We start from the raw sequence: 14,900 nt of genomic DNA on the forward strand, positions 1-14,900 counted from the left end.
GGCCGTGGATTACCCACGGCCGACGTTACTACAGGGTAGCGTTTATTCCGGCTGCTGCGTGATATCGGCATCAAACCACTTTTCCGATAGCTCGCGTAACGTGCCGTTCTCACGCAGCTCGGTTAACGCTGCATCGACCCGATCACGCTGAGCATTGCCTTGTTCATTGTTACGAAACGGCAGCGCATTCTCGATGACCGTGAAGGGCTTGCCCGCAAGCGCCAGAGGCAATCCGCGCTCTTTAATCACCTGGGTGGCGCTTACGCGATCCATAATAAACGCGTTGATACGCCCCAGCGCCACGTCCTGTTCGACATTTGACTCGTAGGTGCGGATATCAATCTCAGCCGCATTGGGCAGCTCGCGCAGCAACTGCTCATAGTTAGAGCCGAGGTTAACCGCCACCGTTTTACCGGAAAGATCTTCTACGCCCTCAATGGACTCGTTACCCGCCCGAACCACCACCTGGGCGCCGTCATACACATAGGGCTCGGTAAATACGTATTTGGCTTCACGCTCGGGGGTGATCGTAATCTGGTTGGCAATCGTATCGATACGTCCGGAATCCAGCATGCCGGCTAACCCGGAGAAGCTCGCCGTCACGAACTCAACGTCGTCTCCAGTGATTTCGCCTACCGCGTTCATGACATCGACCTCAAAGCCTTTGAGCTCGTCGCGTTCAACAAAGGTAAACGGAAAATAACCGCCGGACATACCCACCTTCAGCGTATCGGCCTGAGCCTGCACAGCAGCAAAACCGCTGGCCAGACTTAATGAAAGTACCGCGACTAATGCGTTTAAACGGCGTGTTCGAGTCATCTGTTGGCATCCTCATCGGCAAAGATCATTTGCCCTGGTGATAGGGGGTAGGCTGGGCAGGCTTTGATAAGCAGCGGATCAGCTATGCATGCATCATAGACACAAAAAAGAATATTAAAAATAGTTTTTATGCATCATAGCTATTAGAGATTTCATAAAAGCGCGCCGCGCTATTGTTGGCACATAGGAATAGCTGTGGACAAAAAGGAATAGCGACCTTGATAGCCAAGTGTAGACGCAGATGAATGAACCCGTTGCCCCACTAATAAACGGATTTTTAACCGCCAGTGATATTTTTGAAGGTTTTACGTGAGGCTGGCTGACGTTCTTCATCAAGTATCGATCCGCCAAGCGCGGCAAATTCTTCACTCAACTCGACCAGTTTGCCCAGCTGTACCTTATCGAAGCCGCGTTTGCGCTTGGGCTTTTCAACAATCAGGCTTACTCCGCCTAATACGTTAGTCTCCTCTAAAAACACCTCGTCGGCGGGCATATCCCCCGGCGGGTAGGCGTTGGCTATACGTATAGGGTTTTGCGGAGTGACACCTGAGGCTATATATAACTGAAGCGACGCATCATAACGCGCCTCCCATGCTTGCAGCAGCGCATGGATTTTTTGGTTAAGGGTTACGTCAGGCTGATCAAAAATGACAAACAGGGAATACGATGCAATAGGCGGCAGCGTGGGAGGAGAAGAAGGAGGAGCGGTATCTAGCTCTGCAGAGGGCGTAGGTTTAGCCACTGCCGCGCTTTCGTTTACTGGCACAGAGCTTGGCTTAGCGCGTGGCGAAACTGCCGACTGTCTAGCACGTTTACCCGCAACGGTTAGCCAAAAGCTATCCCGTCCGGCAGCTAACCCCAGCGCCTCTTTCTTACAGAACAAGAAATAGCCGACGATCACTAACGTATTAAAGCTTAACCAACCTGCCGCAATGGCCAGGGTTAATGCCAGCGTACGTGGATCCATATTAATTCCTGCTAGATGCGCCAGTTGCGGCTACGAAAAGAGGCCGCTGAAAGTATTTAAAGAGGTATCTATTATTGACTAGTCTTCAATAAGTTCAACACCTGCTTGCTACGCCTTTAGTGGGGCCTTCTTTGAGAACGAGCCTGCGCACGTCTGTATAAGCAATAATTAAATTAACATTTCGCGTTATTAATTATTCCTCGCCTTGCCCTTCATTAACGTTCGTGGCGACTTCATCGTTGACAGGAAAATCATCACGTTGAAGGAGCAAACGAATGAAATGCACCGCATGCCAGCAAGGTAATCTTGTTCCCAGTTTTATAGATGCACTTTTTAGATCTCACACGTGCGACAGCTGCCGTGGTAACTGGATATTGATAGAGGATTACATTAGCTGGAAAGAGCGTCACCCTGAACATGTGTTTGATGATGAGCATATTGAAAACATCGATGCTGAAGATACGGTCGGCGCGATGCTCTGCCCGATGACGGGTAGCATCATGAGCAAGTTTCGAATCACTAAAGACCATGCCCACCGAATTGACTACAGTGCAAAAGTAGGCGGCGTTTGGCTTAATCAGGGCGAATGGGAAATGCTGGTCGCTGAAGGTCTGGCTGGCAATTTAAATGCCATCTTGACCGACCAGTGGCAACAGCGTATTCGCCAGGAAAAAACCAGCGAGACATTTGAAAATTTATATCGCAGTAAATTTGGCGATGCAGAATATCAAAAAGCTCAGGAGGTTCGCGAGTGGCTACACAATCATTCTCTACGAGCCGATCTGCGCGCTTTTTTGATGGCCGAAAATCCCTACTCCGCTATTAATTAAGATTTTTCAGATAAGCAATATCCATCACAAGATGAGGAATACCTTAGTATTATTGAGGTATTCCTGCCCAATGGCTACTACATCACAGAACCGATGACCACGGACTTGTAGTAGATGCGCTTCTCATGATGGTTCAATATTCACCGGCCTGAGCGCCAAGAGCTACAAACGCCCCGGCAAGCTGTTGGTATCATCCAGGCGAGGCTCCTGATCCAGTAGCTTAGTGCGCCACGCTGGAATCTCTTGCTCGTCAACATCCAGGCGCTTCAACCACTGGTCGGCCGCCCAACCGGTCAAACGCAGCTCACCGTGACGCGAGCCACCGTGTAAATCTCCGACCGTTTCGCAACGGATACCTTTGAGCAGATGGTTCAGCAGCACGTAGGGGGTTGGTTTAGGGTCTTCAGCATCACCAGCAATTAAGCATAAGCCCCCGATTGGATAACCACACTAGCGCCTAAATCATACAAGGCAAAATGGCTGCTAGGCAGCTGCGCTTGCAGGGAATCCAGCCCACCGGCCGATTGCAAACGTTCTTGATTGAGTAGCGTCAGCCAACTGACGGTTTTGATCTTGGCTTGTTTGAACTCAGGTCGTTTAGCCAATAGGCTTGCCGTACCCACATCCAAGCCAGGCATGCGGTCAGCCATAAAAGCCTCAGTCGGTTCGTTCTCACTCCGGTTTGTCACGGAAAGGTTGAAGGCATGTCCCGCATAACCCTGCTCTGGGTTTAGCAACCGTGCAAAATCCAAGAACAAACGCAGAAAGCTTAGCGGATGCTGCTCTTGATAGATCAACGGAATGGAGAACTCCAATACGCTAAGGTCACGCCCAATTTTGGCTTCCCAAGCAGCTCGCCCAGATAATCTAAAGTACCAAGCACTCGCATCATTGGATTGCTTGCCACTCGTGTAGTAAAAGCTCAGCGGATAATTCTCATCCATGCGAGAGAGCATGTCACGTAACGACCTGGCCTCCGTATAGGGAGTTAACGGACTGCCTTCTGGCGGCTCCTCGCGCCAGAGCCAGGTAAGGTGGGGCTCGGCCAGACGTTTAAACGCATCGAAGCATTGGCATAGCGCCTCGCGTACCGCAGGCGTATGCGCCCCTTTGAAATAGAGCGTGCCCCGTAAGCACAGCATGGCCCCAATATAGTCCTCGGGGCCACCTTTCATCAAAAGATTGCCAGGTATCTCCAGTAATTGGGGCTGCTTAGCTAATTCTTCAGCCAGATCAAATGATGGTTCCACTGGATTTTCCTCTGGATCAATCTACTTCTTGTGTACCCCCCATAGTTCCTGGTTATAAGACGTAGCCACCATCACTATGCTCGGATTTTTTTGACCACCCTCAATATTCCCATCACAAGACACCAAGTGAATGTCGGAATAAATACCCATCTTGCGATAAATAAAAACGATCCGGTGAAAAGCTTAACTATCTCAAAGTACCTATAATGGCAGTCAGTTTGGTTGTAGTAGATGCAGTACTCTTGATTGAAATTGTGGCTTACGCCAGCGCTGGTCACAAAAGCTGAAAAGGCTACGCTTATAAGCAGAGCAAATACCGCATAGATCACTATTCCACGGGGCTTCTCCATCTTAGTCCCACCATGGCTGTGTATTGTAGAAGTGCTTGACGCGCTCACCGTAATCTCTGGTTAACTCAGCACCGAGAAAGACGTAAATACTGGCAATTTTCTCAACGGTTGGATCAACTATCCTATCTTCAATGCGCTTGAGGATTTCAGCGCCAATATGAATATTAGCCCGCCGATTGCCACGAATATCATCCTCCGTTTAACCTAGCTCCTCAATTAAGGGTTGCCAACGAGCATAGTGGATGTTCATTGGCCGAAACGACTTTGGAGGAGCTATGTAAGCGGTAAATCCATCATACCAGCCCCTCGTTGTCTCCATGTGGGCAATAGCCATTAGCAGATTCTCATCTACACCAACGTCTATAGCGACCTCATGATACATATACTCTCTCCCTCTGACTTCACTCAGAAAGTCCACCTCACGCAGTAATTCTTCTGATTTTGCATTTGGGTTGTCAGCAATCTCAAATATCGCGGGTGTATCGTTGACAACGCTCTCCCACCTATCCTCTGCCATATTAACGACTGCTGGTTCCTGCTCATCTCTCAAAACTTGCTCATTAGCGCTATCGTCGCCATTAACAACGGATTGTGGCGATAACAGAGCAGAAGTCGCATGGTTTGGTTCTTTTCCCAGCGCATCGGTTCGGCTAGCATGGGATTCCACCTTATGATTAATCCTGGATCCCATACCTTCGTCATCCGTGGTAAATGTCTCCACTGGAGACGCGCCACCGATAGCAACATCACCCAATAATGACCGTTCCTGAGCCGGTGATAACGGTATTGCCATGGGCGCCGGCGCTACTGAGAACGGCGGCGGGCTTGCCATTGATGAATACCGTGGAGGAAACGGTCCCGGTGATGGGGCTTCCACAGGCCGACTTGTCGCCGAGGCGTGCCGCGGACAATCCGTCGTGAAACACGTTGGGGGAGCCCTCGACCAGTGGGTTGGTTCCGTGCCCGGGTATCGGGCACGCGGTGTCGTCGGTCACACGTGCTGCTGGCTTTCCACTCATGGTCGAACTCCTTGAAAAAGCGTATTTTCGGCTCTCATACCCGCTACGTCATCGAAGGCCGCCTCAGCCTTCATTCTGGCGTGTCTTGCCCCATTGCCCAACTCCTTCGGCAATCAGACTTAACTGGCGCACCACCAAGGCCCCGGTTTCCTCGTCGCCGCCGGTGAGCTGACGGCGCTTGAACTCGCGTTTGATATCTTCCCAACGCTTTCGCTCATCATCGTTCAACGTGTTACGCAGCTCCTTGAGCTTCAGAAGGTTCTCTTCAGCTCCCTGAGTGAGCAGCTGTGCCTCACCCACGTAATGGTCGTCGATGATATCTTCCAGCTCTTCATCGCTGAGAATAGGCGATATCTTTTCCGCCAGGCGATTCATGTTCCGGTAGCTGCCTTGAAGACGGAAAGGCGGCTCCGTACGGTACTCGTCAGCCTGAGCGCTGGAGGCGATGTACTGTTGATTGACGCGTAGAACCACCTCGCGAACTTTGAACATGTTCTTCAGCACGGCCACGATTTCTTCGCGTTCGGCCCCACTGTAATCGTGTTCAAAATCGGTGCTGGGAACATTGCGCCCGGCGGCCACATCGGCAAAGCGATAGAAGTCGTCAAGCCCCCGCGTTGCCAGCGGCGCCAGCACCGTATTGGCGCTCATCGAGTTCTCGATATAGGAGAGCGCGAACACCTCCTCCATGCCACTCAGTACATCCCCCAGGTTATACACATCCGCCCGGTTGGAGAGCATGTCAGGCACCTTGAAGACATCCCCGCTTTCCGTATACGGGTTGCCCGCCATGGCAATACAGAACCGCTTGCCGCGCATGTCGTAGGTTTTGGTGCGGCCGTTCCAGATTCCGTCAATGCGTCGGCTGCCGTCGCACAACGAGATAAATTTCTGCAGAAACTCAGGGTGCGTGTGCTGAATGTCATCCAGATAGAGCATGACGTTATTGCCCATCTCGAACGCCAGGTTGAGCTTGACGAGCTCGGCACGGGCGGTGGAGTGTGTGGCGGACTCCGGATCCAGCGACGTCACATCGTGCCCAAGGCTTGGGCAGTTGATCTTCATGAAGATCAGCCCGAGACGGTTGGCGACATACTCCATCAGGGTGGTTTTACCGTAGCCCGGTGGCGAAATCATCATCAACAGGCCGCTGTTATCGGTGCGTCGGGAGTCGCCCACCGTGCCCATCTGCTTGGCAAGGTTATCGCCAATGATCGGCAGGTAGCTCTGGGTAATCAGCTTGTTGCGCACGAATGAGTTGAGCGGCTTGGGCGCGTACTCTTCAAGCCTCAAGCGCTCGCGCTGCTCCTGCAGGATACGCTGACGCCGCTCTTGAAGCGCCGACCAGTCACGCACGACCACCTGTTGATGATGACGTAGACGCTCCTGAAAATCGTCCAGCTGCAGCGTAAGCTGCTGCTGTTCAAGGCGCTCGTGCTGCCCCAACAGCCCCTCGACACTAAAGGCCAGTTCGACACTATGCGGCGTGGTTTTCAACCGCTCGGCCGTATTGAGCATGGCGATGGCTTCCGGCAGGTAGTGAAGCAAACCCTCCTGCCCCGCCTGTTTGGCATGCGCCTGCAGCCAGTGTGACGTGATGGTCCAGCGCGCACCAGGCTGCCCCATGACAACGGCCAATGCCTCTTGAAAGTGCCCGTAGTACCCTTGACGCTGCATGGTGGTGATAAAGCTCTCCACCAGATTGGCCGCGTATTGGGTCACAGGAAAGCTATCGCTCTCTTCGGCTAACTGGCGCACCAGAAACTCGGTAGCGCTACCAAGCTGGCTAGGCGAGCTAGCAAGCTGATGCGTCTTCATGAAGGCTTCTAGTTGCGGCTCGACCTCCTGCATCAAGGCGCGGATCAGGTCTTCGTTACTCATGATCCGACAGAGAATGCCCGCAGATAGACAGCGTGCGCGCAGGTTGCGAGTAGCATTCTCGTCGCTTGAGCGATCGGCCCAGAAAAGCATGCCAAGCGCCCTGGGCAATGGCCCGAACCCAAGCTGCCCTGCGCTTTGGCGCGCCGGCCACAGGGTTCGCACGATCAACGCCGCATCATGATCATGAATCCCCTTCTCGTACCCTTCCCGATAGCGCGGAGAAGCGAAGTTGGCAATTTGACGCTGCAGCTCCGTGATATCTTCTACATTGACTGTCGCACCACCTGACGATGACATCTCCTGCATGAACAGGTAAGCGAGGTACTCGGCACGGTAGACGGCACGACTTTCCGAAGGCAGCGACATGCTCCAGTAGTCTTGCAGCTCGGTCAGGCGCGAATCATCCAACGATTCGTAATATTGGGTCCCCGTCAGATGAAGCATGATGCTCTCGTTACGGGGTACCAGCGTCAGGTCAAGGTTCTGCTGATTGACGCTGAAGCGGTGACGAGGCCCCAGGCGGATCACATTGCCACCTGACTCATAGATGTCGGCGCGGTCGCGCACGCTGCGCATTGCCGCATCCTGAGAGGCGCGCAGGCGGCCTGAAATATCATCCGCTTCCAGGTTGGCTCCGAAGCTGCGCAGCTCATCCACCATGCTGCGCACCTTGGCAACCATGGCATCCGCGGCAAAGAAGCTGTGCAATTCTTCCAGCGTTTCGAAGCGTTCGGTGCGACGCGTAACGTTGGATAAAATCCGCTGGCTGGCATCGGTCAGAGTAGAAACGCGACGCTGACGCTCGTCTTGAAGCTGCTGACGGCGTCCTTCAATACTTTCATGAGCGCTTTCGCGCTGCTCAAGAATGGTGGTTAAAAACTCGTCAAACTCACCAAACTGGCTCTCCAGCTCCTGCAACTGATCCAGCATGCGGGTCATCAGTTGATCACAGTCGTCGGGCTCGCCCAGGGCGCCTACGCCATTGGCAAGGCTCTGTTCGAACAGACGAATCTGTGCGGCAAACTGCGCCTGGGCCTCGGCACTGCCCTGTTCGCGCAGGCGGATTTCCGCCTCGGAACGCTGCTGATTGATGGAGGCATAAATGCTCGAAATATTTTCGGTAATGCGCGTCTGCTCAATGGCATCGCCGCCTGACATGGAAGACAGCAACCCCTGAATCATATCCAGCCCGGCGGTCAGCTCACGATAACGCGCGACATATTCCGCCAGCTGCTGGCGGGTTTCTGCCTCCCCCACCTGCGCCTTAAGCTCCGCCAGGGTTTCCCGATAGCCATCCAGCGCTTCAGGTTGCGCCAGAAAGGAGAAGGTCTGCTGCGTCAGCGACTCTTCCGCCGTATCAAGCGCCTGCTCGAGTGTCTTGAGACGCGCTTCATCGAGATAGCGGCGCTCGCGAAGCGCCATTAACCGCCCACGATGATCGCGCAACCGTTTCAGATAGGTCACGAAAACATCGGGCGCTTTCCAGCTACTGGGCTTCAGCTCACGCAACAATTCAGTTTGCTGCTTTTCTACCTCATCCAACGCCTGAGCCGTTTGGGCGCGTATCGCCTGAACCTTTTCATATTCGTCGAGCATCAGCTCAGCGGTATGCTTAAGCTGTTCCAGCGCGGCGTGAATGGTGCTGAAATCAGGTTCGCCAATCCAGTAAAACTGATTCAAGGTGCGATCGACACGGCGGATGATGGCGTTGAAATGCCGCTCGGTCGCCTGCTGTTCGCTGGCCAGTTGCACAATACTGTTCAGCTCGGCGATGCCGCGCACCAGTTCGGGATTACCGATTCGGCCAAGCGGGGTATCGTTACGCACCGCGTCCTGAGCGTGAAAACGCTCCGACATGAAAGGCGTGTCCCATACCTGAATGGGATGCACCAGCGTCGGCTCATCTTCGGCATAAAAAATCGCCAGATGCCCATTTTCAAGCAGCGCCGCGCCGTGCCCGACCATGGGTGTGTCTACCTGTTTCTGGATCAGGTTATAGCGATAAAGCACCACATGCCCGGTATGCGGCGCATAAAAGAGGTAAAGAACATCTTCACCATTCGGCGAGCGCACCATACGTTTGAAGCGCAAATCTTCTTCTGGCACCTCGTAGGTGCTCAGCTCGCCTGTATTCAGATAGCACCCGGACGGGAATATCAGGCCATGATTCTCCGGCAGCTCAATGACTGATCCTGCCATGGCATCAATACGCTTGACGTGCTGCTCGGCGCGGTTAAAGAGATAGTAACGCCACTGTTTTTCATTGAAAGGCTGTATGCGGACTAGCAGCACCGCCCCCAAGTCAGCGTACTCGAAGGAGGCATCATCCAGGGACTGCGAATCTGACGCCACAGGATCAGTAAAGATACCTTCGCCACTGCTGGTGTTATTTTCGATCTTGAAGGTAATATTGCCGCGCAGGTTATCGACAAATACCGTATCAAGAATATTCAGATGGGGTGCGCGCCCTTGTTCTTGCAGGTCACGGCCAGCCTCCTGCCAGGCAAAAGCGAACCGCTCTGGAAACACCAGATCGCGCTCTCCGCGATTATCGATATAGCGGCTTACCTCACCCTGAGCCGTCAGCTCCCACCGAAAAACCCGAACGTCACTGAGCTTTTCGCCAATCTGAAAAGCGATCAGCAGCTTGTTGTTGAGCGTTACCAGCTGCACCAGCGTGGCATGGCTGTAGTACTGCTGTAGTTCCCGAAAGTCTCGAGTGAATTGCTCATCGGTTAAGAAGCTGTTCGTGAGAGACGCTTCTGTCAGCTCTAATCCGCCTTCATCGTCCTTAAGATGGTAAAGCGCAAAAATATCTTTAGCATCCAAGGCTTTACGCAGCCCCAGCTGAACATTGAATCCAAACAGAATTTGATCGCCAATGCGCACCATGTCGCGAGCGATAGCGTTATTTTCAGTACGCACCCGGGCACGGCCTAACAGCGCCATGCTGCTGCTTCCAAAAACGCCTGCGCGTGCTTCGTTCAACTGACCGACGGATGTATTTAGCTCACTGCCCTGAGTTCGCAGGCGGCGTTGAATGGTCTCGAATGCCGTGCTTTCTCTGACGATATTCTCGACCGACGACGGCTCCTTCGACATAGCGTCCTTCGACATAGCGTCCTTCGACATAGTGTTCATCCTGAAAAAAGTGCTCAAGCGAAATAGCAAAGACCGCAGCGTGATGGCACATGCGGTCTTGGGAAGGCTAAGGGGTAGTCGGCTTTATCATGCCAAGCAAGGCGGCCTTTGATGAGCCGCCTCTTTTATCAGGCCGATTCCGAGGACTTGCTCGACCCCATGGCACGGCTGGCAAGGCCTGCCAGCGTGGCTTGAAGCGCCGGGGACTTGTCGAGCACCCCCTGCACCGTCTTGCCATAGCCAAGGCCGGTGGCAAATTTCTCGAAGATATCGCCGTCGCCACCAATCAGTTCGAACTTGGCATTGTGTAGCGCCGCTGACATCACTTTGCCGTTCTCCAGCATGCCCGTACGCTGCGCCTCGATCTGTGCCATCACTTCTTTCTCGTGCACCTCGAGGTTCATGCGGAATTCTTCAAAGTGGCGCGCCTCTTCCGACATGTTGTCGTAAGCACGCAGTTTCTCGACCAGGCCATTCGCTTCGGCCTTGGCCATCGCTTCGCGGGCCTGGGCTTTTGCAGTACCCAGCTTCTCTTCACCCGTTGCTTCCGCTTCAAGGCGCTGCTCAAGCACGCGCACTTCCGCCATGCCTGCATCTTCATCGGCTTTTGCAGTCGCGGTTTTCACTTCGGCCAAAGCCATGCCTTCGCTACGCTGGGCGTGAGCGCGGGCTTCAAGCACTTGGGCTTCGGCCAAACCATCTGCTGCCAGCAACGCCTGCTGACCACGTGCCTGCTTCTCTTCGGCTGCCGCACGTTTCTCGGCGGAATCCAGCTCCGCCTGGGCACGGATGATGGTCTCTTCGGCTTCAAGCTTGGAGCGCTCGAATGCCGCTTCAGCCGCACGTACTTCCTTAAGTTTGCTCTCCTCGGCAACCGCCTGCGCCGCCGTCAGGCTAGTGACTTTCTTACGCTCAGCTTCGGCGCGGTTGCGCACATCGTGGATATTTTCTTCTTCTTCAGCCACGTTGCGCTCAACGGCGATACGCTGGCTGGTGATATCGGCAATTTCCTTGCGCTCTTCTTCCAGCGCTTTTTCCATGCCGATACGCTCAATTTCTACTGCGCGCTCGCGGTTAACATCTTCAAGCTCTCTGGCCTGACGAATCCGCACCTCCTCGATTTGTACGGCACGCTCGCGCGCCTTGGCGGCCATTTCAATCTGACGCTGCTTGTTCTCTTCGGCAATGGCCAGCTCTTCGTCAGTCTTGATACGCGCCGCTTCACTCTTGGAACGCTCCTGGTGAAGCACCTGCTCGGCTTCCGATTCCTCACGTGAACGCAGGCTTTCAATTTCACGACGCTGGCGTGCTTCCGCATCGGCCTGGGTACGCTCAAGCTCTAGCGCTGCCTCACGAGCCGAGACATTTTTGCGCTGAATTTCGAGTTCCTGATCACGCTCCAACCGGTTGGTTTCAACATTGTGCTTCGCCGTAATTTCGGTGATGCACTTGATACCTTCAGAATCCAGAATGTTATGCGGGTCAAGCGAGCTTTTAGGCGTCTGTTCCAGATAGTCGATCGCGACATCTTCAAGCACATAGCCGTTCAGATCCTGACCAATGGTTTCGACGATGGCATCACGGAACTGCTGGCGCTCATCAAACAGCTGCATGAAGTCCATCTTCTTACCGACGGTCTTTAACGCTTCGCTGAATTTAGCATTGAACAGTTCATTCACTGCATCGCGGTCAGATGCCCGGTTCACGCCCACCGACTTGGCTACCCGCAGCACATCTTCGGCAGTGGCGTTCACCCGCAGATAAAACGCCACGCTGATATCGGCACGCAGGTTATCGCGGCAAATCAAACCCTCTTTACCGGTACGGTTTAGCTCAAGGGTAATCACGGAAATCTTCATGGTTTCCGCGCGGTGAATAACCGGCAGCACCATCGCGCCGGTGAAATACACCTTAGGTGTCGTCGAGAGGTCATTGACGATCAGCGTCTCGCCCTGATCGATCTTGCGATAGAACGTCTTGATCAGTGACAGACTCGCTATGATGAGGATAATAATAGCGCCAATGCCGAATAACAGCGGCATAACCCACGATAAGTCCATTTTCTTCTCCTATATCCAGGCAGTTAATCGGCTAAGCCGGTTTTAAAGTCGTTCTCAGGCATTACCCAGTAAGCGTCTTCATCAGCGAGATAGTGAATCAGAATGGCGCGGTCGCCGCGCACTAAGGGCTTATCACTGCGAATCTGTAATATCAGATGGTCACCTTCGATATAGGCATCGGCTCGGCCCCGCGCTCTATCAACACTGCCAGAACGCACCGTACACAGCGTGCCGGTTAAGCGCTCTTCAGTAGGCAAATGCAAGGCAGGTTTAAATAGAGGGCGTAAAGGGCGAACCACAAAAGAGGTAACGAAGATACCCACGGCAAAACTAACTAGCAGTAAGACAGCGTGAAACAGCCAGAGTAATAAGCCAGGGTTAAGGCGCGTGCCAACCAGAAGTTCACAAAAATAACTAAATAACCAGCCGCCTAAAGCGACGAGCGTAATCACTAACGGCAGTGGTACGCCCTGAAGACCCAGCGTTGCCAGCAAACCGCCGACCCCCATGGCGCCATCACCGCTTAGATCTCCTTCCGGCACATCGCTATCGACCATGCCGGATAGCGAAATAAACCAATAAATAACGGCAACGCTTAACAGCACGGTAAAAATGACGGTTGGAAAACTGGTGATAATAGAAAAAAATAAAGGCATGTGCCTGAGATTCCTTAAACAGGGCGTAAGCGCCACCACTAAGCGATGCCGCTCTCATAAATCCTTTTTCGTCTCCGTAGGGGCAGTGCAAAACGGGTACGATATTGCACTGTTCAACAAGGCAATCAACCAGACAACAAGCGCTGGACGCCCCTAGAATCGACCAGATGAAACTACAGGAATGCTTCTCGAAATCAACAAACCAGGGGGCATTTGAGATATTGCTTACAAACGCTATAGCGAATGTCTTACAAAAAGAGGGGCTTAGCTAAAAGCGATGGAGTCTTTCTTCGGCTAACCGCCTGGGCGCTACCGAGTAAATAAAAAAACGGCTGAACTAATTAAAACAAGCAGGCCAATACAACTCGTCCATATTTCATCCTGAAAGGGGTCCCTTCTTGAATAGCGCTGGCGCCTACTTGGGTAGTAACCCAGCGTTATGCATTTTACAAAAGGCCAGCCGATCCAGTAGCCAGCCTTAAATAAAAGATTGCCGACAACATGGCCAAAAAACCAACCTAGGCTTCGGGAAAAACCTTCAAAAAAATCGTCAAGCATTATTAGCCCTCCCCATGGGCGCTCTGGCTTTGCGAATCGTCACTAACGGCGGCTGCAGAAAATACGATCTCACGATAGAGAATTGCCATGGCAATTGCTGAAAAGACAGATATGAAAAAGTTTGCAACCACTCTTAAGGGAAAAAGATAAAGCCCGCCCAGAAGCAACTCGGCAATACTCCAGCCAATGCCGGGAAGCAGTGCGAGCAGTACGAAAGCGCTTCTTTGATGCTGACTAGACAGCTGCCAGGCAAGCTTAAAGGTTATTTTTTGATTAAGGGCGATGCCCGGCAATACCAGCGCAAAGCGGCTATAAAAATAGCCGGCAGCCAGCAGCATTAACCACGGCCCGCCAACGGGCACAAAAGCTAATAGCGACACCGGGATTAACAGCGCATAAAGCCCCAGTACATGAAGAAAAAAGCGTGTTTCTCTTCGCCCCCAAAAGAACCCCCAGCCAAAACGTCTCGCCTGGTCCCGTAATACGGTGTGGCAAATAACAGTGACCAATAGCGTATAGCTAACTATCGCCACCCCCTCTGCCAACCACTCCAATGTGAGATAAAGCATCAGCGGCCGGGGCTGTAGAATGCCGACTCCAAGCAGAGCAAGCTCCGCGATAAGCGCGAGTAAAAAGGCAGCGGCCAGAGCACTAAACGTAGAACGCTTGATGTTAAGCAACGCAGAAAAGGATTCATTCAAAATACGGATTATCATTACATTTTATCGCTTTGTGGGCGTTAACCGTGCGCTCTTAACTTCTGGACGTCAGTAAGCTAGAGCCTATATCAAAAAAGTGGCAAATAAGGCGGCTAACCGCAGCATGAGTCTGCTGATTTATTACTACGATGTTCATTGACATCTTTGCCAGCTGATAACAATTAGCCAATCATTTCAAAACACATCGACTTTTTCGCCCAAAATGCTAATTATATTTCGCAAAATTAACAAGGGAAACGCATGAATATAACAAAATCTATTTTCGCGGTTTTTTTAGCCTCATTGTTAAGCGGCTGCGTCACATTGACCGCACCACCAAGAGACGAAAACACCATCTTCGAAGACCCGTCACCCACTAATGACGCCCACTTCCTTTATAAAGCTGTATCCGTTGGAACCATAGAAGGCTTTCCTGGCACAAGCATTGTGACCTTAAGATTTAAGCTGGCACCCAACTATGACAATAAGCAATTTAAAAAAGCGCTACTGCAGAGCTTGGGTAAACGCGCCACTAACCACATCTTCTCAAGCGGAGTTTTGCTGACCACACTGAGGTTTCTTCATCCAGGAGACCCTCATGATCCAAGAACTCAACTCCATGCAGGCGTTTTGGCTCGGGCATCTGTATCACGCCTCGGTGCGCGAGATTC

General features: G+C 52.6%; 12 protein-coding genes and 1 pseudogene. 2 read left to right on the plus strand and 11 right to left on the minus strand.

All coding sequences use genetic code 11. The features are described from left to right. Positions 1-42: 42 nt before the first annotated feature. A complete protein-coding gene (locus INT33_RS11535; protein WP_193091947.1) occupies positions 43-819 on the minus strand; it encodes an amino acid ABC transporter substrate-binding protein in 777 nt (258 codons plus the stop codon). Between the two features lie 277 nt (positions 820-1,096). After that, positions 1,097-1,786: a hypothetical protein gene (locus INT33_RS11540; RefSeq protein WP_193091948.1), complete on the minus strand. Its 690-nt coding sequence runs from the start codon at positions 1,784-1,786 to the stop codon at positions 1,097-1,099. Positions 1,787-2,061: 275 nt separating this feature from the next. Between INT33_RS11540 and INT33_RS11545 the strand changes: the two genes are divergently transcribed. Next, a complete protein-coding gene (locus INT33_RS11545) occupies positions 2,062-2,616 on the plus strand; it encodes a zf-TFIIB domain-containing protein (protein ID WP_193091949.1) in 555 nt (184 codons plus the stop codon). 162 nt (positions 2,617-2,778) lie between these two features. Here the strand turns inward: INT33_RS11545 and INT33_RS21345 are convergent, their stop codons facing one another. The 9 genes and pseudogenes from INT33_RS21345 to INT33_RS11585 form a co-directional block, all read right to left on the minus strand. Next, positions 2,779-2,997 (minus strand): type VI immunity family protein, encoded by a 219-nt coding sequence (locus INT33_RS21345; protein WP_319643925.1) that lies wholly within the window; start codon positions 2,995-2,997, stop codon positions 2,779-2,781. A 38-nt stretch (positions 2,998-3,035) separates the two neighbouring features. Next, a complete protein-coding gene (locus INT33_RS21455) occupies positions 3,036-3,866 on the minus strand; it encodes a type VI immunity family protein (RefSeq protein ID WP_319643926.1) in 831 nt (276 codons plus the stop codon). Positions 3,867-4,415: 549 nt separating this feature from the next. Next, on the minus strand, positions 4,416-4,970 hold the full coding sequence (locus INT33_RS11555) for a hypothetical protein (RefSeq protein WP_193091950.1): 555 nt from the start codon (positions 4,968-4,970) through the stop codon (positions 4,416-4,418). Then, positions 4,963-5,238: pseudogene (locus INT33_RS11560) on the minus strand (PAAR domain-containing protein); the annotation flags it as partial. The pseudogene INT33_RS11560 and the gene INT33_RS11555, both read right to left, overlap by 8 nt. Before the next feature lie 60 nt (positions 5,239-5,298). Then, a complete protein-coding gene (locus INT33_RS11565) occupies positions 5,299-10,248 on the minus strand; it encodes a DNA repair ATPase (RefSeq protein WP_226940166.1) in 4,950 nt (1,649 codons plus the stop codon). Between the two features lie 137 nt (positions 10,249-10,385). Next, on the minus strand, positions 10,386-12,317 hold the full coding sequence (locus INT33_RS11570) for a flotillin family protein (protein WP_193091952.1): 1,932 nt from the start codon (positions 12,315-12,317) through the stop codon (positions 10,386-10,388). Positions 12,318-12,340: 23 nt separating this feature from the next. Beyond that, a complete protein-coding gene (locus INT33_RS11575; RefSeq protein ID WP_193091953.1) occupies positions 12,341-12,973 on the minus strand; it encodes a hypothetical protein in 633 nt (210 codons plus the stop codon). A gap of 309 nt (positions 12,974-13,282) precedes the next feature. Then, a complete protein-coding gene (locus tag INT33_RS11580) occupies positions 13,283-13,531 on the minus strand; it encodes a hypothetical protein (protein WP_193091954.1) in 249 nt (82 codons plus the stop codon). A gap of 2 nt (positions 13,532-13,533) precedes the next feature. Next, positions 13,534-14,247 (minus strand): hypothetical protein, encoded by a 714-nt coding sequence (locus tag INT33_RS11585; RefSeq protein WP_193091955.1) that lies wholly within the window; start codon positions 14,245-14,247, stop codon positions 13,534-13,536. Between the two features lie 243 nt (positions 14,248-14,490). On the opposite strand from INT33_RS11585, the gene INT33_RS11590 reads away from it, so the two are divergent. Then, the coding region (locus tag INT33_RS11590; RefSeq protein WP_193091956.1) for a hypothetical protein at positions 14,491-14,900 on the plus strand (410 nt) is incomplete at its 3' end.

This window comes from Halomonas colorata (assembly GCF_014897985.1).
Classification (GTDB): domain Bacteria; phylum Pseudomonadota; class Gammaproteobacteria; order Pseudomonadales; family Halomonadaceae; genus Vreelandella; species Vreelandella colorata.